Raw genomic sequence first — 24,939 nt, 5'->3', positions numbered from 1 at the left:
GGGCCACCGGGGACGATGAGCCGGTCGGGGACGACGAGCCGGCAGCCGGGGAAGGTGAGCCGGAGCCGGGTGCCGGGGACGGTGAGCCGGTCGGCGCACCCCCGGTCGCCGGTGCTTCGGCGGCGACCCGGGCCACCACCGGTTCCAGCATCGAGCGCAGGACCGGCTTGCGGAAGACGGCCGCGATCCGGCCCTCCCGGTCGAGCACGATCGTCGCCGGGGTGCTGTTCGGCGGGATCTCGAAGTTGAGCGCCACCCGGTTACCCGGATCGAACAGGCTCGGGTACGTCACCCCGAGGCTCTGCTCGAACGCCTTGGCCTTGTCCCGGCCGTCCTGGACGTTCACGCCGAGGAACCGGACCCCCTGCTGGGCGGTCGCCTGGTAGGTGCCTTCGAGGTCGTCCGCCTCGGCCCGGCAGGGCGCGCACCACGAACCCCAGAAGTTGACCACGACCACCTGGCCACGGTCCTGGGTCAGGTCGTACCGGCCGCCGTCGAGCAGGTCACCGCTGATCCTGGTGGCCGGGGCCCGGTTCTCCGGGCTGCACTCGATCGCCTTGTCCGCGTTGGTCGAGCACTTCGACTCCCAGTTCTCGCCGCCGGAGCAGCCGGTCAGCGCCACCACCGTGACGGCGGCGAGCGCGACACCGAGCCAGACCCGCGGCAGGAGTCTCATGTCGTCAAGCCCCCTTGGCCGTCCGTGCGGTCGGCGACATGGCAACCAGGTGCGCGGCCGGCTCGGAGTAACCGATGCCGACGACCTTGGCGCCCTCGAAGTGGAACGAGGTGAGGCTGGCGAGCCCGCACTGGCGCTTGCGCGGGTCGTGCCAGAGGCGCTTGCGCTCGACGTACCGGCGCAGGGTCCAGATCGGGAGCTGGTGCGAGACGCAGACCGCCTCGCGTCCCTCGGCGGCCACTCGGGCGGCGTGTACGGCGGCGAACATCCGCTCGGCGATCACCCGGTACGCCTCGCCCCAGGACGGGGTCACCGGGTCCCGCAGCACCCACCAGTTGCGCGGGTCGCTGAACGAGCCGTCGCCGGGCGACACCCGCTTGCCCTCGAACCAGTTGGCGCTCTCGATCAGCCGGTCGTCGACCGCCACCGGCAGGCCGAACTGGGCGGCGAACGGTTCCGCGGTCTGCTGGGCGCGCTCGAGCGGGCTCGCCACCACGTACGCCAGGTCGCGGTCGGCGAGCGACTGGGCCGCCGCCTTCGCCATCTGGACACCCAGCTCGGACAGGCGGAAACCGGGCAGCCGACCGTAAAGAATCTTGTCGGGGTTGTATACCTCCCCGTGCCGCAGCACGTGGACGACCGTCTTGCTCACTTGCCTACCCCCCGAGACTGGCCGCCGCTGCCGCAGCCGCTGCCACGGGCAGGGCTGCCGCGTACTGCTCCAACGCGGCGTCGTCCAACGCCGCCGACACGAACCACGACTCGAAGGCGCTCGGCGGCAGGTAGACGCCGTGGGCCAGCATCGCGTGGAAGAACGCCCGGAACGCGGACACGTCCTGGGTACGAGCGGACTCGTAGTCGACCACGTCGTTGTCGGTGAAGAAGATCGAGAACATGCTGCCCGCGTACGACAGGTTGTGCGGGACCCCGGCGGCGGCCAGCGCGTCGCTCGCCAGCTTGCCCACGGTGGCGGCGTTGGTGTCCAGCCGCTGGTAGAGCGCGTCGTCGGCGAGCCGGAGCGTGGCCAGTCCGGCGGCGCAGGCGAGCGGGTTACCCGAGAGGGTCCCGGCCTGGTAGACCGGCCCGGCCGGGGCGAGGCGCGACATGATCTCGGCCCGGCCACCGAAGGCCGCCGCCGGCAGTCCGCCACCCATCACCTTGCCGTACGTGAACAGGTCCGCGTCGACCGGTTCGAGCCCGGCCCAGCCACCCGCCGACACCCGGAACCCGGTCATCACCTCGTCCACCACCAGCAGGGCGCCGTACGCGTGGGCGATGCTGGCCAGGGCGGCGTTGAAACCCTCCCGGGGAGCCACCACGCCCATGTTGCCCGGCGCCGCCTCGGTGATGATCGCGGCGATGTGCTGACCCTCCTCGGCGAACGCGGCCTCGACCGCGGCCACGTCGTTGTACGGCAGCACGATCGTCTCGCTCGCTGCAGCGCCGGTGACACCGGGCGAGTCGGGCAGTCCCAGGGTGGCCACGCCGGAGCCGGCCGCGGCAAGCAGCGCGTCCACGTGTCCGTGGTAGCAGCCGGCGAACTTGACGATCTTCGAGCGCCCGGTGAAACCACGGGCCAGCCGGATCGCCGTCATGGTCGCCTCGGTACCCGAGTTGACCAGGCGTACCTGCTCCACCGGCGTACGCGCGACGATCTCGGTGGCCAGGTCGACCTCGCCCGGCGTGGGCGTACCGAAGCTGGTGCCGAGTGCGGCGGCGGCCTGGACCGCGGCGACCACCTCGGGATGGGCGTGCCCGGCGATCAACGGTCCCCAGGAGCAGACCAGGTCGACGTAACGCCGGCCGTCGGCGTCGAACAGCCACGGACCGGAGCCACGGACCATGAAGCGGGGGGTGCCCCCGACCGCCTGGAACGCGCGTACGGGAGAGTTGACCCCGCCCGGCACGATGGCGCGGGCGCGGTTGAACAGGGCCTCGGAAGCCGGGGCGTCGGCCGGGTACGGGCCGGTGCCGGCAGAGTACGTATCGGTCACGGTGCCGCCATTCTGTCAGCGCTGCCGCACAGCAGGGTAACCACCCCTGCTGGGGTAACCCCGCTCACGTCCCGCTCGCCCGTCCGGAGCGGGCCCGACAGCGCGGCGGTACGCCTCACCCGGCCGAGTCACCTAGATCGCGATACGCTGATCCGGTGGAGCGAGCCGAGCTGACCATCGCGGTCCAGCGGACCGCCGACGAGGTGATTCTCAGCCTCGCCGGCGAAATTGACATGCTCACCGCCAGCCGACTGTCGGCCGTCGTGAACGAGGCACTATCCGACGCCCCGCCCCGGTTGGTACTTGACCTCGCAGGAGTCACCTTCTGTGACTCGCAGGGCCTCGGCACCCTGGTCGTACTGAGCCGCAAGGCCAGTCACGCCCAGACCCTCCTGGTCCTGACCAACGTGGGCGACTTCCTGCTCCGGGTCCTCGACATCACCGGCCTCCGCTCGGCCCTGATGATCCGCAACGAACCCGCCAACAGCTAACCCTCACCGGTCATTCGCGTACCAGTCCCGGCGGTAGGGCGTCCTCGTCGGGTCCGACCGGGCGGGCGTTGACCAGCGGATTGTGGCGCAGTGCGGTGATCAGCGCGGCGCTGCCGCCGACGTCGGTCCAGGCGTCGTCCCAGAGGGCGGAGACGAGCCAGGATCGGTCGGCGGGGAAGAACAGATCGGGCAGCGGTCCGTCACCGCGCATGTGACCGGTCCGCCAGGTGAGAGCCTGTTCGGGACCGGCCTCGACCAGCACGTACGGCCAGTTCCAGTAGAGGAACACCTTCGGGGCATCCGGGAAGACGATGTCGTGCGGCCCCGTTTCGAGGTAGCCCAGCCACCAGGGCTGCTCGGGGGTGTGCTTGACAAGCACGTCGACCACCGCGCGTTCGTGGGCCGGGTAACCGACACCCTCGGGCGGGTAGAAAGTGGCGTACGCCTCGAACACCGGCGGGATCGCCGTGGTGATCGTGAGATCCTCCGTGGTCTGGCCGACGAGCCAGGCCACGTCGTCAGCCGTGCCGATCCGCCAGTTCCGCCCGTCCCTGGTGACCCCCATACCTCCCATCCAACCGGAAGTCGGCCAGCGAGCTGTGGCGAACCGCTGCCCCCGGAGGGGCACGAATCCGCCACGACCAACCCGGCGAACCGACCCCACGGACGTCACGGCTGAACAGGAGCACCGACGAGGTGGCGCATGGAGGTCCGGAACTCGACCAGCGCAGATCCTGAGCCTCGCCGGCGAACGCGTCGATCTTGCAGTTGTGGCGCCCAGCTTGCCCCGTTTTGGAGGTTTCGCGAACGACCACAACTGCAAGATCGACGCGCGGGGTGGGAGCGGGGTAAGGGCGGGGCTAGGAGGGGGTGGGGTGGGCGGTGTTGATCATGAGGTTGGCGCGGGCTTGGGTGGCGTCGGAGTGGAAGAACTGTTCTTCTTCGGTCATCCACTTCTGCCAGAGCTGTTCGGCGCCTGCGAAGGATCTGTCGCGGGCGAGGCCGCGCGCGAGCCGCAGCGGCGCTGGCGCGTCGACCCAGACCGTGTAGGCGAGTCGGCCGATCGTCTCGCGGCGGGTGCAGGTGACCCCTTCGAAGATCACGATGGGCGCCCAGGGCTGGGTCTTCCACTCGCCGAGGCTGTTGCCGTACCAGTCCGTCCAGTCTCTCGCCTGGTAGTGGGCACTCTCACCGCGAAGCAGCGGCGTGAGTACCTGGGCGTCGAAGCGTGGCCACCAACCGGCGAAGTTGTCCCACGAGACGAAGTCGTCGATCTCGATGATCGGCGCCTTCAGCACCTCGGAGAGGCCGCGGCCGAGGTGGCTCTTTCCCGAGCCGCTCGGGCCGTCGATGCCGATAATGCGTATGCCGTTGACCGGCTCGCGGGACGCGACGGCGGCGGCAACCTGATCCACGACGTCGACGGCCATGGGCGCAGCCTAGCCAGTGGTCGGCTGATCTGACTCGCTGACCAACATCGGTTCCGAGGGCAGCCTTCAGGAGGTGGTGCCCCAGCGGGCCTGTTCGAGGATTTCGGTGGCGCGGGCCTGGGCGGTCGGGTCGTCGGTGCGGAGCAGCCGGGTGGCCTCGTCCACGGCGTCGGTGAGGTTGCGCCACTGGGCGTTGCGCTCGCGTACCACCTCGGCCTGGGCGACGAGCTGCCGGTTCTTGGTCCAGAGGTCCACGAAGACCGACACCTTGGCCCTCAGGACCCACGGGTCGAACGGTTTGGTCAGGTAGTCGACCGCGCCGACCGCGTAACCGCGGAGTGCGAGCTGGGCGTCCCGGTCCGCGGCGGTCAGGAAGATGATCGGTACGTGCCGGGTCCGCTCCCGCCGCTTGATGTGGCTCGCGGTCTCGAACCCGTCCATGTCCGGCATCTGGGCGTCGAGCAGGATCACCGCGAAGTCGTCCACCAGCAACTGCTTGAGCGCCGCCTCACCGCTCTCCACCGCCACCGAGTGCACCGGCAGGCCCTGCAGGATCGCCTCCAGGGCCAGCAGGTTCTCCCGCCGGTCGTCGACCAGGAGCGCCTTCGCCACCTCGCTCATCGGACCACCACGTTGCCGCCGTACGCGCTCACTCGGTCATCTCCCGTCCGCTGCCGTTGACCCAGGAGGCCATCAGCTCGATCAGCTCATCCAGGTCGACCGGCTTGGTGATGTAGTCGCTGGCCCCGGCCCCGAGCGCCGACTCCCGGTCGCCGGGCATCGCCTTCGCGGTCAGGAAGACCACCGGGAGGTCGGCGAACCGGTGGTTGCGCCGGATCGCCCGGGTGGTCTCGTAACCGTCCTGGTCGGGCATCATCGCGTCCATCAGCACGATGTCGACCTCCGGATGCTCGGCGAGCAGCCGTACGCCGTCCACCCCGTTGTCCGAGTAGAGCACGGTCATGCCGTGCAGCTCCAACGCGCTGGTCAACGCGAAGACGTTGCGTACGTCGTCGTCGATGATCAGTACGGTGGCGCCGTCGAGCTGCCGGGTGACCGGTGCGCTCACCCGCTCCAACTCGGTCGAGCGCAGCAGCGGCGGCATCTCGTTGCGGACCGGCATCGTCGGCAGCGGCATCGGTGCGACCACCGCGTCCGGCGCCAGCACGTCCGGCACGAACAGGGTGAAGGTCGAACCCTGGCCGGGCGCCGAGGCCACCGTGATCGTGCCACCGATCAGGCGGGCCAGGTCGCGGCTGATCGAGAGCCCCAGCCCGGTGCCGCCGTAGCGCCGACTGGTGGTGCCGTCGGCCTGCTGGAACGCCTCGAAGATCAGCGACAGCTTGTCGTCGGAGATGCCGATGCCGGTGTCGATGACCGTGAACGCGACCACCTGCCGTGCCGTGGCCAGCGCAGGTACGTCGAAGTACATGCCCTCGGGCGCGGGCGCGATCCGGAGCGTGACCGCACCGTTGTCGGTGAACTTGACCGCGTTGGAGAGCAGGTTGCGCAGGATCTGCTGGAGTCGCTGGGCGTCGGTGATCACCGCCTCGGGCAGGTCGCGGGAGACGCGTACCTGGAAGTCCAGGCTCTTCTCCTCGGCCTGCGGTGCGAACGCCTGCTCGACGTACCCCCGGACCTCGGCGAACTGCACCTCGGTCGGCTCGACGTCCATCCGACCGGCCTCGATCTTGGACAGGTCGAGGATGTCGTCGATCAGCCGCAGCAGGTCCGAACCGGCGCTGTGGATGGTCCGGGCGAACTCGGTCTGCTTCTCGGTCAGGTTCTGCTCCGAGTTGTCCGCGAGCAGCCGGGCCAGCAGCAGCAGCGAGTTGAGCGGCGTACGCAGCTCGTGGCTCATGTTCGCCAGGAACTCCGACTTGTACGCCGACGCCCGGCTGAGCTGCTGCGCCTTCTCCTCCAGACCAATCCGGGCCATCTCGATCTCCCGGTTCTTGGTCTCGATGTTGCCCTTCTGCTCGGAGAGGAGCTGCGCCTTGTCCTCCAGCTCGGCGTTGGTGCGCTGAAGTTCGGCCGACTGTTCCTGCAACTCGTGGGCGAGCCGCTGGGACTGCGCCAGCAGTTCCTCCGTACGCCGGTTGGCCTGGATGGTGTTGACCGCGATGCCGATGGTCAGGACCAGCCGTTCCAGGAAGGTGATGTGCAGCTCGGAGAAGGCGGCGACGCTGGCGAACTCGATCACGCCGAGCATCTCGCCCTCGAACAGCACCGGCAGCACCACCAGGTCGGCCGGGGGTGTCGCCGCCAGCCCGGACCGTACGGTCAGCTTGCCGTCGGGGACGTTCACCCTGATCGTGCGCCGGGAGAGCGCGGCCTGGCCGACCAGCCCCTCACCGGGTCCGAAGGTGACGTTGTGGTGCCGGGCGACGTAGCCGTACGAGGCGGTCAGCCGCAGCCGCATCGACGCCTCTTCGGTGTCGGCCAGGAAGAACGCGCCGAGTTGCGCGTCGACCAGCGGGGTCACCTCGGTCATGATCATCCGGCAGACCTCGCCGAGGTCGCGCTGACCCTGGAGCAGACCACCGATCCGGGCCAGGTTGGAGTCGAGCCAACCCTGCTCGGCGTTCTTCTTGGTCGTCTCCCGGAGGGTGACGATCATCTGGTTGATGTTGTCCTTCAGCTCGGCGACCTCGCCCTGCGCCTCGACCGTGATCCGCTGGGTCAGGTCGCCCCGCGTCACCGAGGTCGACACCTGGGCGATCGCCCGCAACTGGGTGGTGAGGGTGGAGGCGAGCTGGTTCACGTTCTCGGTCAGGTCCCGCCAGGTGCCGGAGACCCCCTTCACCTGCGCCTGGCCGCCGAGCTTGCCCTCGATGCCCACCTCGCGGCCGACCCGGGTCACCTCGTCGGCGAACGAGGACAACTGGTCCACCATGATGTTGATGGTGTTCTTCAGCTCCAGGATCTCGCCCTGCGCGTCCACGGTGATCTTCTGACGCAGGTCACCGCGCGCCACCGCCGTGGTCACCGAGGCGATGTTCCGCACCTGGGAGGTCAGGTTCGACGCCATCGAGTTCACGTTGTCGGTCAGGTCCCGCCAGGTGCCGGATACGCCCTTCACCTCGGCCTGACCGCCGAGCTTGCCCTCCGTACCGACCTCGCGGGCAACGCGAGTCACCTCGTCGGCGAAGGACGAGAGCTGGTCGACCATCGTGTTGACCGTGGACTTCAACTCCAGGATCTCGCCCTGGGCGTCGACGGTGATCTTCTGCGACAGGTCACCGCGCGCCACGGCGGTGGAGACCTGGGCGATGTTCCGCACCTGGGAGGTCAGGTTCGACGCCATCGAGTTCACGTTGTCGGTCAGGTCCCGCCAGGTGCCGGCGACGCCGCGTACCTGGGCCTGGCCGCCGAGCTTGCCCTCGGTGCCCACCTCGCGGGCGACTCGGGTCACCTCGTCGGCGAACGACGACAACTGGTCCACCATCGTGTTGACCGTGGACTTCAACTCCAGGATCTCGCCCCGAGCGTCCACGGTGATCTTCTGACCGAGGTCGCCCCGAGCCACCGCGGTGGTGACCGAGGCGATGTTCCGTACCTGCGACGTCAGGTTCGACGCCATCGAGTTCACGTTGTCGGTCAGGTCCCGCCAGGTGCCGGATACGCCCTTCACCTGGGCCTGGCCGCCGAGCTTGCCCTCCGTACCGACCTCGCGGGCCACCCGCGTGACCTCGTCGGCGAACGAGGAGAGCTGGTCCACCATCGTGTTCACCGTGGACTTCAACTCCAGGATCTCGCCCCGGGCGTCCACGGTGATCTTCTGCGACAGGTCGCCCTTCGCGACCGCGGTGGAGACCTGGGAGATGTTCCGCACCTGGGAGGTCAGGTTCCCGGCTAGCTGGTTCACGTTCTCGGTCAGGTCCCGCCAGGTGCCGGAGACACCGCGTACCTGGGCCTGGCCGCCGAGCTTGCCCTCGATGCCGACCTCGCGGGCAACGCGGGTCACCTCGTCGGCGAACGACGACAACTGGTCCACCATCGTGTTGACGGTGTCCTTGAGTTCGAGGATCTCGCCCTGCGCCGCCACGGTGATCTTCTGGCTCAGGTCGCCCCGGGCCACCGCCGTCGACACCTGGGCGATGTTCCGCACCTGGGAGGTCAGGTTCGACGCCATCGAGTTGACGCTGTCGGTCAGGTCCTTCCAGGTCCCGGCGACGTTCGGCACCTCGGCCTGGCCGCCGAGCTTGCCCTCCGTACCCACCTCGCGGGCCACCCGGGTCACCTGCTCGGCGAAGAGGCGCAGGGTGTCGGTGAGCGAGTTGAAGGTGTGCGCCAGCTCGGCAACCTCACCCTTGGCCGACACGGTGATCTTCTGCGACAGGTCGCCCCGGGCCACCGCCGTGGCCACCTGTGAGATCGATCGCACCTGGTACGTCAGGTTCGACGCCATCGTGTTGACCGACTCGGTCAGGTCCTTCCAGGTGCCGGCGACCCCGCGTACGTCCGCCTGGCCGCCCAGTTCACCCTCGGTGCCCACCTCGCGGGCGACCCGGGTCACCTCGTTGGAGAAGGACGAGAGCTGGTCCACCATCGTGTTGACCGTGCGGCCGATCCGGAGGAACTCACCGCGCAGCGGGCGGCCGTCCATCTCCAGCGCCATGTGCTGGGAGAGATCACCGTCGGCGACCGCCACGATGACCCGGGCGATCTCGGTGGTCGGGTTGGTCAGGTCGTCGATCAGGGAGTTGACCGCCCGCTGACCGTCGGCCCAGGCGCCGTCGAAGCCCTCCTCGTCGAGCCGCTCGGTGAGCTGCCCGTCCCGGCCGACGATCCGGCTCACCCGCCGCAGGCCCAGGTTCTGCCGCTCCTGCAGGGAGACCACCTCGTTGAAGGCGTCCGCGACCTCGCCTCCGACTCCCGCGCGGCGCGGTAGCCGTACCTTGAGATCGCCGCGACGGACCCGCCGCAGCGCCTCGGCGAGCTCGCCGAGCAGGACCGCGTCGTCGGTGGTCGACGGGTCCGCGGCGGACAACTGTTTCGCCGTGGTCATTCTTCCTCGCTCAACTGGGGGAGGTGGACCGTGCCTGGCCGGGCCCCTGTTGGCGGCGGCGGCACCCCCATCATTGTGCTCCGATCCCGCCGATACCAGTCCATGCTGAGCTGGGGCGGCGTGCCGGCAGGCTTGGCACCGGCAGCCGCGCGGTGGAGGATGAAACGGTGTCAGCGGAAATCGGGGGGCCGTTCAGCGACGGTGCGGACGAACGTGTCCGGCGGGTACGGCTACCAGCCGACCGCCGTACGCCGGCTGCCGCACGGGCGATCGTGCGGTCGGTGCTCGCCGAGGCACAACTGGACGAACTGCTCAACGAGGCGCTTCTGCTCACCACCGAGCTGTCCACGAACGCGGTGGAACACGCCGGCACAGAGCTGGACATAGAGGTCGTAGCGGACGAGAGCGGACTGACCGTCACGGTCTCGGACTTCGCCGTCGGTCCGCTGGAAAAGGTGACCGCGCGCCCTAAAAACGACCTGACAGACATTTCCGAGGTATCGGAACGAGGCCGGGGACTGCTCCTGGTCGACCACTTCGCCAGCCGCTGGGGCACCACCCACCTCCCCACCGGCAAGGGCGTCTGGTTCCGGCTCGACCGCAAAAGCGCACCCGAGCCCGCCACCGGCCGCCCCGGCTCGACACTGGTCGGCGGCACGCCCACCGGTCCCGCACCGAGCGCCGGCGCCCTCACCGCCCTGATGCACACCGTGCCCGACCCGTACACGGACGACCCGCTGCCGGACTTCGCCGCCAACCTGCTGGCCCGGGTCGGCGAGATGGTCGGCGCGGCCGGCGGCACCGTACGACTGGACCGGGGCGACGGCAACGGGTCACAGGTGCTCGCCCGTTACGGCCGGCATCCCCGCCCCGGCGACGACCTGCTCCGGGTGCCGCTCGCCGTGCACCGCCCGTACGCCGGGGAACTGGAACTCGACGCCGCGCCCTCGGGATATGCCCAGCCGCTCGCCGCGCTGATGGCCGAACGACTCTCCCTGCACCTGGAGAACGACCGGCTCCGCCGGGCCGACGTACGCCGGCAGACCTGGCTGACCTTCCTCGCCGAGGCGAGCGAACTGCTCGCCCAGTCCCTCGACGTCGACCTGACCATGGCGCTGATCCCGCAGCTCGTGGTGCCCCGGCTCGGCCAGTGGTGCGCGGTGCACACCGCCGACGAGTGGGGTCGGCTCAAGCTCGCCGCGGCCAGCCACGCCGACGAGGCGGTCCTGCCGGAACTGCACAAGGTCCTCAGCGAGGACGGCCCGGACTCGGTGCAGGCCCGGCTGCGGGAGGCGTCCCGGAGCGGTTCCCAGGTGCCGATCGGGGGCCCGATGGACGGCTTCGCGGTCCCCCTGGTCGCCCGGGGTCAGCGTCTCGGCACCCTCGCCGTCGGACGCCACCTGCGGCACCGGCACGACCCGGACGAGGTCGCGGTGCTGGAGGACGTGGCCCGGCGGGCCGCACTGGCGATCGAGAACGCGCGGATCCACGCCGAACGGCGGCGGATCGCGCACACCCTGCAACAGTCGCTGCTGCCACCGGTGCTGCCGGTCGTCGACGGCATCGGCTTCGCCGCCGAGTACGTACCGACCGGTGACGACGCGGACGTGGGCGGCGACTTCTACGACGTGGTACCGCTGCCGGACGGGCGGTGGCTGGTGGTGGTCGGGGACGTTTCCGGCAAGGGCGTACAGGCCGCCGCGGTCACCGGACTGGTCCGGGACGTGATCCGGGTGCTGGTCGGTGACGGCAAGCCGCTGCCCGAGGCACTCGACCGGCTCAACGAGACCCTGGTCGAGCGCGGCGGCGGGCGCTACTGCACGCTCGCCCTGGCCGCCGTCGGCCAACGCCAGGACGGGCAGCTCACGGTCGAGCTGCACCTGGCCGGCCACGATCGTCCGGTCCTCGTACGCGGAAACGGCCGGGCCTCGTTCGTCGGGACCGGCGGCACCGCGCTCGGCCTGCTCGACTCGATCGCCACGCCCTCGGCCAGTGTGCCGATGGGTCCGGGCGACTCGCTGATCTTCTACACCGACGGCGTCACCGAGCGGCGGCGCGGTCGGGAGCTGTTCGGACTCGACCGGCTCCGGGACGCCGCCGGACCACTCGCCGGCTACTCGGCGGACGTGGTCGCGGCCCGGCTGCGCTCGACCGCGATCGGATTCTCCGGCGAGACCCCACGCGACGACATCGCCATCCTCGTCCTGCGCAACGACGCCCTCCCGGTCTGAGCCACCGAGCCGGATCCGCTCTGCGGGAGCCGGTCTGAGTCGCCGAGCCGGATCCGCGCTGCGGGAGGCGGTGTACGGCCTGGCGGGTCGGCGCGGGTCGGGGGGAAGTCGGCCGATCTAGACTGGCGGCCATGCCATCGATCACCCGACGCTCAGTGGACCCCGATCGTCGGGCCTCGGTCGAGGCCGAGATCGTGGCCGCGACCGTGCGTCTGCTGACCGAAGGGGTGAGCTTCACCGAACTCGGTGTGCAGCGGATCGCCGCCGAGGCGGGGGTGGCCCGGTCGACCTTCTACACCCACTTCCGGGACAAGAGCGCACTGCTCATGCGGCTCGCCGGCACCATGCGTACCACCGGCTACGACATCGTGAGCACGTGGCAGATCACCGACGGGCTGGATGGCCTGATCGACATCTTCCAGCGGATCACCACGCTCTACCGGGAGTACGCCGTGGTGCTCACCGCGATCAACGAGGTCGCCGCGTACGACACCACTGTGCGGGAGTTCTGGGCGGCCGGGTCGAACCGGTTCCTCGAATTCGGTGGGCGGATCCTGGCCGAGGAGCAGCAGGCGGGTCGCACCCCGGCCGACCTGGACGTGCCGACGGTGAACCGGATCATCGTGATCGGCGGCGAGCGGGCCATCGCCGACCATGTGGCGACAACCGACGACAGCACCGGCGACGACGCCTTCGGCGCGGAGTTGGCCAAGCTCTGGTGGTACGGGGCGTTCCGGCGCCAGCCGTAGCGCCTTCCGTACGGCTTGAGCGCTTTCGCCCCTGTCCGGCGACCACGGGTAGCAGAGTGAGGGGGCGGAGCCCGGCCGACTCGACCGACGACCTTCTGGGAGCTGTGGTGAAATACCGCCTGATGGGCCGTACCGGCCTGTACGTCTCGGAGATCTCCCTCGGCGCGATGACCTTCGGCGGCTCCGGTCCGATCTGGGACATGGTCGGCGGACTCGGGGTGGCGGACTCGGAACGGATCGTCGGCACCGCCCTCGACGGCGGGGTCAACCTGATCGACACCGCCGACGGGTACGGCGACGGCGAGAGCGAGGAACAGCTCGGCACCATTCTCAGGGGCCGCCGCGAGGACGTCATCCTGACCACGAAGGCGCACGCCCGTACCGGGCCGGGGCCGAACGACGTGGGCCAGACCCGGCTGCACCTGATGCGGAACCTGGAGCAGAGCCTGCGCCGGCTCCGGACCGACTACATCGACGTCTACATGATGCACAACTTCGATCACCTGACGCCGTTCGAGGAGACGCTGCGCACCCTCGACGACGCGGTACACCAGGGCAAAATCCGGTACATCGCCGCAGCCAACCTCTCGGCCTGGCAGGTCAGCAAGGCGCTGGGCGTCTCCGGTCGACTCAACCTGAACGGCTTCGCCGCCCTGCAGAGCTACTACTCCCTGGTCGGCCGGGACGCCGAGCGGGACATCATTCCGATGGTGCTCGACGAGGGTGTCGGCCTGTTCGTCTGGGCACCGCTGGCAGCCGGCTTCCTGACCGGCAAGTTCAACCGTGACGCCAGCGACTCCAACGGCCGGCGCGGAAGCGAGGGTTTCCCCGACTTCCCACCGGTCGACCACTCGCGCGGGTACGACATCCTCGACGTGGTCCGAACCATCGCCCAGCGGTACGACGCCAGCATCGCCCAGGTCTCGCTCGCCTGGGTGCTGGCCAAGCCGGGGGTCACCAGCGTCACCGTCGGTGCCCGCAAGCCGCACCAGCTCACGGACAACCTCGGCGCCATCGAACTGACGCTGACGGAGCAGGACCTGGCCGAACTCGACGAGATCAGCAAGCCGGCGCCGAGCTACCCGAACTGGGTGCAGAGCGGCTTCTACCGGGACGTCCGCTACCCGCAGCAGTAGGAGTACGGGAAAGCTGACGCCCGGCACCCTGCTGGTGGCGCGGTGCCGGGCGTCAGCGGCTCGGGTGCCGGCAGTGGGGTCAGATGCCGCCGGTGTACCGGCCGGGGGCGAGCCGGTGGTCCGGGTCGAACCGCTCCTTGACCCGGCGGAGCAGCGGCAGGGTGGGGAGCTGGCCCCAGAAGTCGATCTCCCGGCGGATCCGGGGCGGGGCGGACAGCACCACACACCGCCCGTTGCGGGCGAGCAGCACCCGCCGCACCACCCCGAGGATCGAGGCGATCTGCTCGGGCGCGACGTAGCCCGGCAGTGCCGCGTAGACCACGCCGAGTCCGGCCGAGCCGCGCACCGGAACCGGCGTCCCGGCGGCGTCACGCAGCGCATAGACGGCGGCGTGCAGGTCGGCGGCGGGTACGTCGATGCGGAGCGCGACGTCGTCGGCGGTGAACGGGTAGCGGCCCCACCAGGACGGCGCGGTGGTGTGCACCCGGCTGTCGCCCTCCAGCAGCTCGACCAGCCGGGCCACCCTGCCCCCGACGTCTGCCTGCCCGCCCTCCAGCAGCACGGCGAGACTGCCGGCCTCCGGCGGACCGGCCCGGTGGCCGGCGGCCGAGAACCCTTCCTTCGGCAGGTCGATCTCGATCGCCGCCGGGCTCAGCCAGGATCCGTGGATGAGCCGGACCAGGTTGTACATCTCCAGTGGGGACTGGACCGGGCGGGTCACCCAGATCCGGCTGGCCGGCACCGGCTGCACCCGCAGGGTCGCCGAGACCAGCACCCCGAGCGCCCCGTTGGATCCGCAGAGCAGCCTCGCGAGGTCGTGTCCGGCGGTCTCGCCGGCCGCCCAGCCGCCCGCGTGGTGCAGGACCCCGGACGCGTCGACGTAGCTGACCCCGAACAGCCGGTCGCCCGGCGAGCCGTGCCGGTGCCGCATCGGACCGGTCTCGTCGGCGGCCACCACCCCGCCGATGGTCGCCTCGGCCGAGGGCGCGTCGATCGGCAGCCGCATCCCGGTACGGGCCAGCGCGGCCTGCACCGCCCGGACCGGTGTGCCGGCGCCCACCTCGGCGACCATGTCCTCACCGGAGTGGTGCCAGACCCCGGCCAGCCGACCGGTGTCGAGGACGATGTCCACTCGCGAGGGTGGTGCGCCCCAGTCCAGTTTGGTGCCGGCGCCGCGCGGAACCACCGACAGCGCCCGGTCGGCGGCGGCCCGCAGCACCGCACCCACCGCCTCGGCGGTGCCCGGTGCGGCCACCCAGGCGGCCGGTGCTCCGGCCACCCCGTCGGCCATTCCGGCCGGTCGGGCGAAACGCTCTCCACAGATCTCGGCCAGACGCTGACCGATCCCCCCACCAGTTGTCCGCTCCACCGCTGTCGATGTCCCCACGAGGTTTATCGTACACATGTTCGAACGATTGCCAACGGTCGGCGCCGGACCGGCGGGGGGCGGGGGCGGGGGCATGGGCGGTAACGTGGCCGGGGTGAGCACTGAGACGCCCGTTGCCGCCCCCGTCGCCAACCGGATCCCCACCGAGCGCACCCACCACGACGACACCGTCATCGACGAGTACGCGTGGCTTGCGAACAAGGAGGACCCGGCGACGATCGCCTACCTGACCGCCGAGAACGACCACACCGACGCGGTCACCGCACCACTGGCCGCGCTGCGGGAGACGCTCTTCGGCGAGACGAAGGACCGCACCCAGGAGACGGACCTGTCGGTGCCGGCCCGCAAGGGCGGCTACTGGTACTACACCCGCACGGTCGAGGGCCAGCAGTACGGCATCCAGTGCCGCCGCCCGGTCGCCGACGGGGAGACCGAGCCTCCGGCGACCGGCGACGGCGCCCCGCTGGACGGCGAGGAGATCCTGCTCGACGGAAACGCGCTCGCGCAGGGCCAGGACTTCTTCGCCCTCGGCACCTTCGACGTCAGCCCGGACGGGCGGTGGCTGGCGTACTCGACGGACTTCGCCGGGGACGAGCGGTTCACGCTGCGGGTCAAGGACCTCCAGACCGGTGAGGTGCTCGCCGACGAGGTGCCGGACACGTTCTACGGTTCCGCCTGGTCCGGCGACGGGTCCACGCTGTTCTACCTGACCGTGGACGAGGCGTGGCGGCCGAACCAGGTGTGGCGGCACACCGTCGGCGCGGCGGCGGCCGACGACGTTGTCGTCTACCAGGAGGACGACGAGCGGTTCTGGGTCGGGGTGGAGCTGACCCGGTCGGAGAAGTTCATCGTCATCGACTCGCACAGCAAGGTCACCAGCGAGGTACGGGTCATCCCGGCCAGCAACCCGACCGGCGAGCCGGCGGTCATCGCACCCCGCCGGCAGGGCATCGAGTACTCGATCGAGCACCACGGGCACCGGTTCCTGATCCTGCACAACGACGGTGCCGAGGACTTCGCGCTGGCGTACACGTCGGCGGACAGCCCCGGCGACTGGGTGCCGATGATCGACCACCAGCCGGGCACCCGACTCGAGTCGGTGGACGCGTTCGCGAACCACCTGGTCGTGTCCCTGCGTTACGAGGGTCTGACCGGGCTGCGGGTGGTCACCGCCGGGAGCACCGACTCGTACGACATCGACTTTCCCGAGCCGATCTACAGCGTCGGGCTGGACGGCAACCCGGAGTACCAGACCGACACCGTACGGCTGCGTTACACCTCCCTGGTCACCCCGGACTCGGTCTACGACTACAACCTGGTGACCCGGGCGATGGTGCTGCGCAAGCGCAAGCCGGTGCTGGGCGACTTCGACCCGGCCGCGTACGAGCAGCACCGGGTGTGGGCGCTGGCCGACGACGGCACCCGGGTCCCGGTGTCGCTGGTCGCCCGCGCCGGTACGCCCCGCGACGGCTCGGCACCGTGCGTGCTCTACGGCTACGGGTCGTACGAGGCGAGCATGGACCCGTGGTTCTCCATCCCCCGACTGTCCCTGCTGGACCGGGGTGTGATCTTCGCGGTGGCCCACGTACGGGGTGGCGGTGAACTGGGCCGGCACTGGTACGAAGAGGGCAAGATGCTGGCGAAGAAGAACACCTTCACCGACTTCGTGGCGGTCGCCCGGCACCTGGTCAAGTCCGACTGGACGTCGACCGACAAGCTGGTGGCGCGGGGTGGCTCGGCCGGTGGGCTACTGATGGGGGCGGTGGCGAACCTGGCCCCGGACGCGTTCGCCGGGATCGTCGCGCAGGTGCCGTTCGTGGACGCGCTCAACTCGATCCTGGACCCGTCGTTGCCGCTGACCGTGACCGAGTGGGAGGAGTGGGGCAACCCGCTGGACGACCCCGAGGTGTACGCGTACATGAAGTCGTACACGCCGTACGAGAACGTGGCGGCGGTGGACTACCCGGCGATCCTCGCGGTGACCAGCCTCAACGACACCCGGGTGCTGTACCACGAGCCGGCGAAGTGGATCGCCCGGCTGCGGGCGGTGGCGCCGGGCGGGTCGTACCTGTTGAAGACGGAGATGGGCGCCGGGCACGGTGGGCCGAGCGGGCGCTACGACTCGTGGCGCGAGGAGGCGTTCGTCAACGCGTGGACGCTCGACCGGTTCGGACTGGGGGCCTGAGGCCTGGCCCGTCACAACACGAGGCGCGGGAGCGCGCCTGATCGGTACGCACTGGTGGAGAGTCGCGGCTGTCGCGGCTCTCCACCAGTCTTGTCGGAATTGACTTAGTTATTAGTTAACAACCTTGCCAGAAAGCCAACAGATGTTATAGAAGTATTTCCATGCGTATACGACGGACCGCCCTGGCTCTCGCCCTGTTGGGGGCAAGCCTGGCCACCCTGCTGACGGCTCCAGCGTCCGGCGTCGCCCAGGCGGCCCCGGGCGCACTCACCTGGAGCGACGAGTTCAACGGAGCCGCGGGCACCAGCCCTGACGGCGGCAAGTGGAAGTTCGACATCGGTGGCAGCGGCTGGGGCAACAACGAGCAGCAGTACTACACCAACTCCACCCGCAACGCCGCGCACGACGGCAACGGCAACATGGTGATCACCGCCCGCCGGGAGAACCCGGCGAACTACCAGTGCCACTACGGCACCTGCCAGTACACCTCGGCCCGGTTGCTGACCGCGGACCGGTTCACCCAGACGTACGGCCGCTACGAGGCCCGCCTGAAGATCCCGCGCGGGCAGGGCATCTGGCCGGCGTTCTGGATGCTCGGCACCGGCTCGCAGGGCTGGCCGGGCAACGGCGAGATCGACATCATGGAGAACATCGGTCGGGAGCCGAACACGGTCTACGGCACCCTGCACGGCCCCGGCTACTCCGGCGGCAGCGCGATCAGCAGCGCGTACAGCCTCCCCGGCGGGCAGGCGTTCGCGGACGCCTTCCACACCTTCACCGTGGACTGGGCCCCGGACTCGGTCACCTGGTACGTCGACGGCATCCAGTACGCCCGCAAGACTGCGGCCGACCTGCGCGGCAACCCGTGGGTCTACAACCACCCGTTCTTCATGATCATGAACGTGGCGGTCGGCGGGTACTGGCCCGGCTACCCCGACGGCAGCACCGTGCTCCCCCAGCAGATGCTGATCGACTACGTCCGGGTCTACGCCTGGAACTCCGGTGGCACCCCGCCGCCCGCCACCGGCGGGCAACTGATCGGGTACGGCAACAAGTGCGTCGACGTGCCCGGCGGTACGCCCACCGACGGCGCGCTGTTGCAGCTGTGGGACTGCAACGGCACCGACGCCCAGCGGTGGAGCTTCCCCGGCGACGGCACCGTCCGGGCGCTGGGCAAGTGCATGGACGTGGCCTGGGGATCGGTGACCAACGGCGCGAACATCCAACTCGCCACGTGCAGCGGCAACCCGGCCCAGCAGTTCGTCCTGAGCGGCGCCGGTGACCTGGTCAACCCGCAGGCGAACAAGTGCGTCGACGTACGCGACTGGAGCACCGCGAACGGCGCCAAGCTCCAGCTCTGGACCTGCCTCGGCGGGGCGAACCAGAAGTGGCGTCGCGGCTGAGCACGCCTCCGGGTCGTACCTGACCCGGCGCCGGTGTTCGCCTGAGCGGGGGGATCCGCTCAGGCGAGCACCGCGGCGGCCAGCACGGCCGGATCGACGTTCCCGCCGCTGATCACCGCCACCGTCCGGCCGGGCGGCAACTCGGCCGGACGGAACAGCCGGGCGGCGGTGGTCACCGCGCCACTCGGCTCGACCACCAGCCGGGCTCCCCGTACCAGGCGGGAGGTGGCGGCGGCGATCTCGTCCTCGGTGACGGTCACGATCCCGTCGAGGTGTTCCCTCAGGTGGGCCAGGGTCAGCTCGGCGAGGTTGGTACGCAGCCCGTCCGCGCTGGTCCGATGGGTTCGGGCCAGGTCCCAGACGACAAGCTCCCCGGTGGCCAGCGACTCCTGCGCGTCGGCCGCGTACGCGGGCTCGACCCCGTAGACCCTGGTCGACGGGGAGAGTGCCTTGATCGCGGTGGCGACGCCGGAGGAGAGTCCGCCCCCGCCGACCGGGACCAGCACCACGTCGACCTCGGGCAGGTCCTCGACGATCTCCAGCCCGATGGTCCCCTGGCCGGCGATGACGTCGCGGTGGTCGTACGGCGGGATGAGCGTCCGCCCCCGCTCGGCGACGATCCGCTCGGCGGTGACGAGCCGGTCGGCCGGCGGTACGAGCAGCACCTCGGCGCCGAGCGCGCGAACCTGCTCGATCTTGACGGCCGGCGCCCCCTCGGGGGTCACCACCGTGCACGGCACCCCGGCAGCCCGAGCCGCGTACGCCAGCGCCTGGCCGTGGTTGCCGGAGGAGTGGGTGACCACGCCACTGGCCCGCTGGGCCTCGGTCAGCCGGGCGACCGCGTTGGTCGCGCCGCGCAGCTTGAACGAGCCGACCGGCTGGAGGCTCTCCGGTTTGAGCCAGAGCTCCGGGTCCCAACCGGCGGGCAGCAGCGGGGTACGGACGACCCGGCCGGCGATCCGTTCCGCGGCGGCCCGGACATCGTGCAGCGTCACCAGGTCCATTCGATCATCATGCCGCAGGGGCTGGTCCGTACACCGCCACCAGAAACCACGATCTCGAACGGGCAAAGCGGCACTAAAGCCTAGAATCAGGCAAAGTGTTCCGCGTGATCGGGGGACCGCGATGCCCACGCCCGACCCTCCGGATAACGGCACGCCCGAACCCCGTCCCGAACCCACCCCGGACCCGCACGGCTCCCCGCCCTCCCGGTCCGGGTCACCACAGCCGCAGTCGTCCGAGCCGACCCCCGCGTCCGAGCCGCCGGAGGAGTCGGGCCCGCACGCCCAGCCCTGGACCTGGTCGGTGGATCCGGACCCGCCCACCAGCGAGCCGACCCCGGATCCCGAGGGCGGCCCCTTCGTGGACGACCCGACTCCCCCGTCCCCGGTGACCGGGCCACCGCCACCCGAGCCGCCCGCCCGTCCCCCGGACTGGTCCACCCCGGACACCCCGGTGGTCGCCCCACCCATCGGTGGAGACTTCGCCCCGCCGCCCCACCCGGACCAGACCTCGCCGTACGCCGAGCAGCCCCACCCCGGGCAGGACCCGTACCCCGAGCAGGAGTACGGGGAGCAGCAGCAGTACGCCGACGAGCCGTACCCCGACCCGCCGGGGGCGTACTGGCCGGACCACGCGCCCTGGCTGGACGAGCCACCGGGGTACGTACAGCCGCCGCCGGAGCGGCGCCGTCGGCTCTGGCTGCTGCTCGGGGTGAGCGTGGCCCTGGTCCTCTGCTGCTGCGCCGGCGTCGTCGGTACGGCGTTGACCTGGGGCGGCAACCTCTACGCCGAGGTGGAGAGCCGGGGCCAGCGGATTGTCGGGTTGAACCAGCCGGGCCGCGACGGCGACCTCGAATTCCTCGTACGCGAGGTCGAGTGCGGTGTCGGGCGGGTCGGTGACCCCCTGGTCAACCAGCTCGCGGTCGGTCAGTTCTGCGTGGTCGAACTCGCCGTGCGCAACGTCGGCAAACGACCGGTGTTCTTCACCGACACCCTCCAGGAGGCGTTCGGACCGGGGGGCGAGCAGTTCGGCGCGGACAGCGGCGCGAGCGTGCTCGCCAACTCCGACCAGCAGGTGTTCATGAACGAGATCAACCCCGGCATGAAGGTGACCGGTGCGGTGGTCTACGACATCCCGGCCGGCGCCCGGATCGTACGGATGCGGCTGCACCACATGCCCAGCTCGCCCGGCCTGGTGGTCCGGGTGGAGTAGCCGCTCAGCCCACCCGCAGCTCGGTCAGCGTGGTGCTGCGGCGCAGGAAGAGCAGCCCGACGCCGACCATCACCAGCACCGCGCCGAGCGCGCCGGCACCATAGAGCGCCAGCTCCGCCAGGGGTACGGGCACCGACCCGCCGACCAGCGGCTCCGCCACCGTCCGGCTGTACTCGGCCGAGGTGGCCGGGTTGTCGCACAGCGCCGGCCCGGCATCGCAGACGGTGTAGCTGTAGCCGCCGTGGCTGGGCGTACCGAAGAAGCCCCTGGCGAGGAGCACCCCGACCGTCAGCGCCATCACGATCGCCGGCACCACGGGGGCGAGCGCCTGCCAGGCGACCGACCGCCCGAGTACGGACGCGGGCACCCCGGTCGCGATCAGGGCGGCGTACGCCCGGCGTCGGGACACGATGCCCTCGACCAGCGCGACCAGCAGCCCTGCGGCGGCGATGGAAAGCGCGACGATCACCGCCACGTCGACCAACTCGACGGTACGCAGATAGAACGGGTCGTTCACCTCGACGATCTGCGGTTGCCCGGCGGCGAGGGCGTGCTGGCGCTGTACGGCCTCCCGGACCCTGTCGTCGGCCTGGAAGTACGCCCGCGCCCCGGCCGCCCCCGCGCCGAACAGCACCGCGGCCAGCATCGCGCCGAAGGTACGGCTGCCGGTCCACGGATCGGCGATCAGCCGCCGGGCCGCCAGCAGCGTCGCCGGGGACCGACCGAACCTGTGCAGCAGCCGCCCCGAGGTGTACGAGAGCCACCCCGTCCCGAGCACCACGCCGAGCGCGGCCAGTACGCCGCCACCGAGGAGCAACAGGATCATCAGCCCCTGGTCCGCGCCGTTGTCGCCGCCGTACCGGCGGTTGATCGAATCCGCGCTGCCGGCCGCGAACAGGCCGAGCGCGATCAGCACCCCGGGCCAGGGCCACGGGCTCCCGTCCCGTCGCGTCCGGCGGTAGACCCGGAACGGGGTGATCACGGTCCGGCGGGCGAGGAACGCGCCGATCAGCGCGGTCAGCAGCGGTAGGCCGATCAGCACGGCGACCAGCGCGCCCGGTGCGGGCAGCACGTCGGTGGGCAGGGCCAACCTGCCCTCGGCGTCCGGCCGGTGCAGCACCCGCCGGCCGACCAGGTAGACCGCGGTACCGAACCCGGTGCCGAGCAGGCTCGCCACCCCGGTTTCGGTGGCGATGATGGCGATCGCCTGGCCCGGTGTGGCTCCGGCCAGCCGGAACGCGGCCAGCCGGCGCTCCCGGGCCGGCGCGCCGAGCCGGGCGCACTGACCGGCCAACGCCAGCACCGGGATGGTGAGCAGGATCAGCGCGATTACCACGCCGGGTCGCAGCCCCGGCTCGATCAGCACGTTGTTGGTGTACTGGGTGGAGTTCTGACTCGACCGGTCGTCGCCCACCATCGGCGGCGTCGGGATGGCGAGCACGGTCAGGGCGGCCAGGGCGATGAGGGCGGCCAGGGCGGCGCTGAGTGCGGTCAGCACCACCCGGAGCGTGTCCGTACGGGTCCCGGCCAGGGCCAGCCGGACCAGGGTCGGGGGTCTCATCCGGCACCGGCCAGCAGTGTGCCCAGCCCGAGACCGGTCCCGTCGAGTTCACCGTCCCGCATGGTGATCTCCCGATCGGCGTAGCCGGCCACCCGCGCCTCGTGGGTGACCAGTACCACCGAGGTCCGCTGCTCGCGGACGACCCGGACCAGTTCGCCCAGCAGCCGCTCCCCCGCGAGTACGTCCAACGCACCGGTCGGCTCGTCGGCGAAGAGCACCCGCGGCTCGGTGACGAGCGCCCGCGCCATCGCACACCGTTGCTGCTCACCACCGGACATCTCGCCCGGCTGGTTGTCGGCCAGGTGTGCCACGCCCAGCCGGTCGAGCCAGGCCAGTGCCGCCGACCGTGCTGCTCGCCGCCCCGTGCCGGCGAGCAGCAGCGGCAGCGCGACGTTCTCCGCCGCGGTCAGTTCGGCGACCAGTTGGCCGAACTGGAACAGGACCCCGAACTCGGTCCGGCGCAGCCGTGCGCGGGCCGCCTCCGACCAGGTGTCGAGCCGGTGTTCGCCGTAGTGGACCTCGCCCGAGTCGGGGCGGAGGATGCCGGCCAGGCAGAGCAGCAGGGTCGACTTGCCGCAGCCGCTCGGGCCGGTGATGGCCACGATCTCGCCCTCGGCCACCGTCAGGTCGATCCCCCGCAGCGCCGGGGTACGCCCGTACGACTTCACCAGGTGGTCGGCGCGCAGCAGGGGCGGTGTGGTCGATTCTCGCTCGGCTTGGTCAGCCCGTTGTTCCGGCTCGGTCACGGCCGCACCTCCCGGTGCCAGTCGGCGACGCGTTCCAGGGTGGCCTGCAGCCACCGCAGGTCGGCGTCGAGATGGACGATGGCGAAGTCGGCGGCGACCACCTCGGCGAGGCTGGCCGACGCACTGATCTTGATCTGGGTCAGCTCGCGCAGCCGTACGGTGTGCGCCTGCCGTTGTGCGATCAGGTACTCCCTGGTCCGGTCGACGCCGACCACCAGCAGCGCCACCGCGACCTTGGCGAACAGGGTGCCGCTCACGTACGGCGCCGGTGGCTCGACCACCGCCAACCAGGCGTCGAGCGCGGCGTGCCCGGTGTCGGTGAGCGCGTACGAGGTCCGGTCGGGTCCGCCGTCCCGGTCCTGTCCGGCCGGCGCGACCAGGCCGTCCCGGGCGAGCCGGCCGAGCGTGGCGTAGACCTGGCCGTAGCCCAGTGGCTTGGTCCGGGGCAGTCGTTCGTCATGGGCCCGTTTGAGCTCGTACCCGTGCTGCGGACCGCCGGCGAGCAGCCCGAGCAGCACCTGAGCCGTCGACATGGCGCCACTATTCACTGAATGAATAGTGGCCGTCAAGCCCACCTCGTCCGAGCCGACACACCGGTCGGCGATCGACTCACCGGGGGCCGCCTGCCTCCGGTCGCCGCACGACCAGGAAGATGAGCACGCCCACCAGGGCGTCCGGTCCTGCCGCCGAACCCTCCGGTGGAGTACCGTTCGATCGATAACAGGAGGTCGCGAATGTCCTTGACGGTGCACACCGAGCAGCGCGGCGACGTGGTCGTCGTGGCGGTCGCAGGCGAGCTGGACATGGCCACCGCGCCGCAGCTACAGGACGAGATCACGGATCTGCTCGACCGGGGCAACAGCCGCCTGGTGTTCGACCTGTCCGACCTGACCTTCTGCGACTCGACCGGGCTCTCCGTGTTCGTCCGGGCGAAGAACAGCAGTGACGAGGTCGGCGGGGTGGTCCGACTCGCCGCACCGCAGCGCGGCGTGTTGCGCATCCTGGAGGTCAGCGGCCTGGTCGAGGTGTTGCAGACGCACCCCTCGGTGGAGCAGGCCATCGCGGCGGACCAGACCTCCGCCTCGTCGTAACAGCACACGCCCGGTCATGACGTGATCACCGCCTGGTCCGCCGCACAGCGGGCCAGGCGGCACTTTTCTCCGCACCCTCGACGGGGCATAGGTTGTCGGTCGACACCGCCAACCTTTCGGAGACGCGAATGCTCAAGGGTTTCAAAGACTTCATCATGCGCGGCAACGTCGTCGACCTCGCGGTCGGCGTCGTCATCGGCACGGCCTTCACCACCCTGGTCACCCAGCTCACCAACTCGTTCCTCAAGCCGCTGATCCAGTTGATGGGCGGCGACACGGGGGTGACCGCCGGGACATGGCCGGTGGGCGACGTCGAGTTCGACTGGGCGGCGTTCGTCAACGCGATAATCACCTTCCTGATCACCGCCGCGGTGCTCTATTTCCTGATCGTGCTGCCGCTCAACAAGCTGGCCGAGCGGCGTCGGCGTGGCGAGGAGCCGCCGCCGGCCGCCCCGAGCGAGGAGATCAAGCTGCTGACCGAGATCCGTGACGCCCTGGTGGCCGGCGGTCGGGTGCCGGCGCAGCACCGGGAGTCGTTCGACAACCTGACCGGCCGGGACTACCCGCCAGCCGGTCGGGAGTACCCCTCGGCCGGTCGCTGAGCCGCCGGCACCCGACTTTCCCCCTCCCCGCA

20 protein-coding genes and 1 pseudogene are annotated in these 24,939 nt (G+C 70.6%); 9 read left to right on the top strand and 12 right to left on the bottom strand.

Going from position 1 to position 24,939, the window contains the following annotated elements; all coding sequences use genetic code 11:
• Positions 1-97: 97 nt before the first annotated feature.
• The 3 genes and pseudogenes from ACWEFB_RS20795 to hemL form a co-directional block, all read right to left on the bottom strand.
• Positions 98-676: pseudogene (locus ACWEFB_RS20795) on the bottom strand (TlpA family protein disulfide reductase); the annotation flags it as partial.
• Between the two features lie 4 nt (positions 677-680).
• Entirely contained in the window at positions 681-1,328 is a 648-nt protein-coding gene (locus ACWEFB_RS20790; RefSeq protein WP_452287607.1) for a histidine phosphatase family protein, read from the bottom strand.
• A gap of 4 nt (positions 1,329-1,332) precedes the next feature.
• Entirely contained in the window at positions 1,333-2,670 is a 1,338-nt protein-coding gene (gene hemL / locus ACWEFB_RS20785) for a glutamate-1-semialdehyde 2,1-aminomutase (RefSeq protein ID WP_452287605.1), read from the bottom strand.
• A gap of 155 nt (positions 2,671-2,825) precedes the next feature.
• Here hemL and ACWEFB_RS20780 point away from each other — a divergent pair, with 155 nt between their 5' ends.
• Positions 2,826-3,161, top strand: a complete 336-nt coding sequence (locus ACWEFB_RS20780) for an STAS domain-containing protein (RefSeq protein ID WP_363593961.1) — start codon at positions 2,826-2,828, stop codon at positions 3,159-3,161.
• A gap of 10 nt (positions 3,162-3,171) precedes the next feature.
• On the opposite strand, the gene ACWEFB_RS20775 is transcribed toward ACWEFB_RS20780, so the two are convergent.
• The 4 genes from ACWEFB_RS20775 to ACWEFB_RS20760 all read right to left on the bottom strand — a co-directional run bounded on the left by ACWEFB_RS20775 (position 3,172) and on the right by ACWEFB_RS20760 (position 9,602).
• Entirely contained in the window at positions 3,172-3,726 is a 555-nt protein-coding gene (locus ACWEFB_RS20775; RefSeq protein ID WP_452287603.1) for a hypothetical protein, read from the bottom strand.
• A 295-nt stretch (positions 3,727-4,021) separates the two neighbouring features.
• Entirely contained in the window at positions 4,022-4,591 is a 570-nt protein-coding gene (locus ACWEFB_RS20770) for a uridine kinase family protein (protein WP_452287601.1), read from the bottom strand.
• Between the two features lie 66 nt (positions 4,592-4,657).
• Positions 4,658-5,212, bottom strand: a complete 555-nt coding sequence (locus ACWEFB_RS20765) for a response regulator (RefSeq protein WP_326561516.1) — start codon at positions 5,210-5,212, stop codon at positions 4,658-4,660.
• 28 nt (positions 5,213-5,240) lie between these two features.
• Positions 5,241-9,602, bottom strand: a complete 4,362-nt coding sequence (locus ACWEFB_RS20760) for a HAMP domain-containing protein (protein WP_452287599.1) — start codon at positions 9,600-9,602, stop codon at positions 5,241-5,243.
• A 167-nt stretch (positions 9,603-9,769) separates the two neighbouring features.
• Here ACWEFB_RS20760 and ACWEFB_RS20755 point away from each other — a divergent pair, with 167 nt between their 5' ends.
• The 3 genes from ACWEFB_RS20755 to ACWEFB_RS20745 all read left to right on the top strand — a co-directional run bounded on the left by ACWEFB_RS20755 (position 9,770) and on the right by ACWEFB_RS20745 (position 13,718).
• The gene (locus ACWEFB_RS20755) at positions 9,770-11,833 is read left to right on the top strand and encodes a SpoIIE family protein phosphatase (RefSeq protein ID WP_452287597.1); all 2,064 of its coding nucleotides are present in this window, start codon (positions 9,770-9,772) and stop codon (positions 11,831-11,833) included.
• A 131-nt stretch (positions 11,834-11,964) separates the two neighbouring features.
• Positions 11,965-12,582 (top strand): TetR/AcrR family transcriptional regulator, encoded by a 618-nt coding sequence (locus ACWEFB_RS20750; protein ID WP_452287595.1) that lies wholly within the window; start codon positions 11,965-11,967, stop codon positions 12,580-12,582.
• A 107-nt stretch (positions 12,583-12,689) separates the two neighbouring features.
• Entirely contained in the window at positions 12,690-13,718 is a 1,029-nt protein-coding gene (locus ACWEFB_RS20745; protein WP_452287593.1) for an aldo/keto reductase, read from the top strand.
• A gap of 79 nt (positions 13,719-13,797) precedes the next feature.
• Here ACWEFB_RS20745 and ACWEFB_RS20740 read toward each other — a convergent pair whose 3' ends face one another.
• Positions 13,798-15,105: an FAD-binding oxidoreductase gene (locus tag ACWEFB_RS20740; protein ID WP_452287591.1), complete on the bottom strand. Its 1,308-nt coding sequence runs from the start codon at positions 15,103-15,105 to the stop codon at positions 13,798-13,800.
• A 94-nt stretch (positions 15,106-15,199) separates the two neighbouring features.
• Between ACWEFB_RS20740 and ACWEFB_RS20735 the strand changes: the two genes are divergently transcribed.
• Positions 15,200-17,290: a S9 family peptidase gene (locus ACWEFB_RS20735; protein ID WP_452287589.1), complete on the top strand. Its 2,091-nt coding sequence runs from the start codon at positions 15,200-15,202 to the stop codon at positions 17,288-17,290.
• A gap of 161 nt (positions 17,291-17,451) precedes the next feature.
• Positions 17,452-18,693 carry a family 16 glycosylhydrolase gene (locus tag ACWEFB_RS20730; RefSeq protein WP_452287587.1) on the top strand — a complete coding sequence of 414 codons (1,242 nt, stop codon included), beginning with the start codon at positions 17,452-17,454 and terminating at the stop codon, positions 18,691-18,693.
• A gap of 59 nt (positions 18,694-18,752) precedes the next feature.
• Here the strand turns inward: ACWEFB_RS20730 and ACWEFB_RS20725 are convergent, their stop codons facing one another.
• Positions 18,753-19,697, bottom strand: a complete 945-nt coding sequence (locus tag ACWEFB_RS20725; RefSeq protein WP_452287585.1) for a threonine ammonia-lyase — start codon at positions 19,695-19,697, stop codon at positions 18,753-18,755.
• Between the two features lie 121 nt (positions 19,698-19,818).
• Here ACWEFB_RS20725 and ACWEFB_RS20720 point away from each other — a divergent pair, with 121 nt between their 5' ends.
• Positions 19,819-20,907, top strand: coding sequence for a DUF4352 domain-containing protein (locus ACWEFB_RS20720; RefSeq protein ID WP_452287583.1), 1,089 nt, complete (start codon positions 19,819-19,821; stop codon positions 20,905-20,907).
• Positions 20,908-20,911: 4 nt separating this feature from the next.
• On the opposite strand, the gene ACWEFB_RS20715 is transcribed toward ACWEFB_RS20720, so the two are convergent.
• The 3 genes from ACWEFB_RS20715 to ACWEFB_RS20705 are packed head-to-tail and all read right to left on the bottom strand — an operon-like array spanning position 20,912 to position 23,747.
• On the bottom strand, positions 20,912-22,468 hold the full coding sequence (locus tag ACWEFB_RS20715) for an FtsX-like permease family protein (RefSeq protein ID WP_452287581.1): 1,557 nt from the start codon (positions 22,466-22,468) through the stop codon (positions 20,912-20,914).
• The gene (locus ACWEFB_RS20710) at positions 22,465-23,157 is read right to left on the bottom strand and encodes an ABC transporter ATP-binding protein (RefSeq protein WP_452287756.1); all 693 of its coding nucleotides are present in this window, start codon (positions 23,155-23,157) and stop codon (positions 22,465-22,467) included. Before ACWEFB_RS20710 ends, ACWEFB_RS20715 begins: the two co-directional genes overlap by 4 nt.
• A 53-nt stretch (positions 23,158-23,210) precedes the next feature.
• Positions 23,211-23,747 (bottom strand): PadR family transcriptional regulator, encoded by a 537-nt coding sequence (locus ACWEFB_RS20705; RefSeq protein WP_326561528.1) that lies wholly within the window; start codon positions 23,745-23,747, stop codon positions 23,211-23,213.
• Between the two features lie 201 nt (positions 23,748-23,948).
• On the opposite strand from ACWEFB_RS20705, the gene ACWEFB_RS20700 reads away from it, so the two are divergent.
• Both ACWEFB_RS20700 and mscL read left to right on the top strand, forming a co-directional pair.
• Positions 23,949-24,305 (top strand): STAS domain-containing protein, encoded by a 357-nt coding sequence (locus ACWEFB_RS20700; protein WP_326561529.1) that lies wholly within the window; start codon positions 23,949-23,951, stop codon positions 24,303-24,305.
• A gap of 128 nt (positions 24,306-24,433) precedes the next feature.
• Entirely contained in the window at positions 24,434-24,907 is a 474-nt protein-coding gene (gene mscL / locus ACWEFB_RS20695) for a large conductance mechanosensitive channel protein MscL (protein WP_452287578.1), read from the top strand.
• The last annotated feature ends 32 nt before the right edge of the window (positions 24,908-24,939 follow it).

The organism is Micromonospora sp. NPDC004704, assembly GCF_053601675.1.
This window is presented reverse-complemented; position numbering and strand designations above follow the sequence as displayed.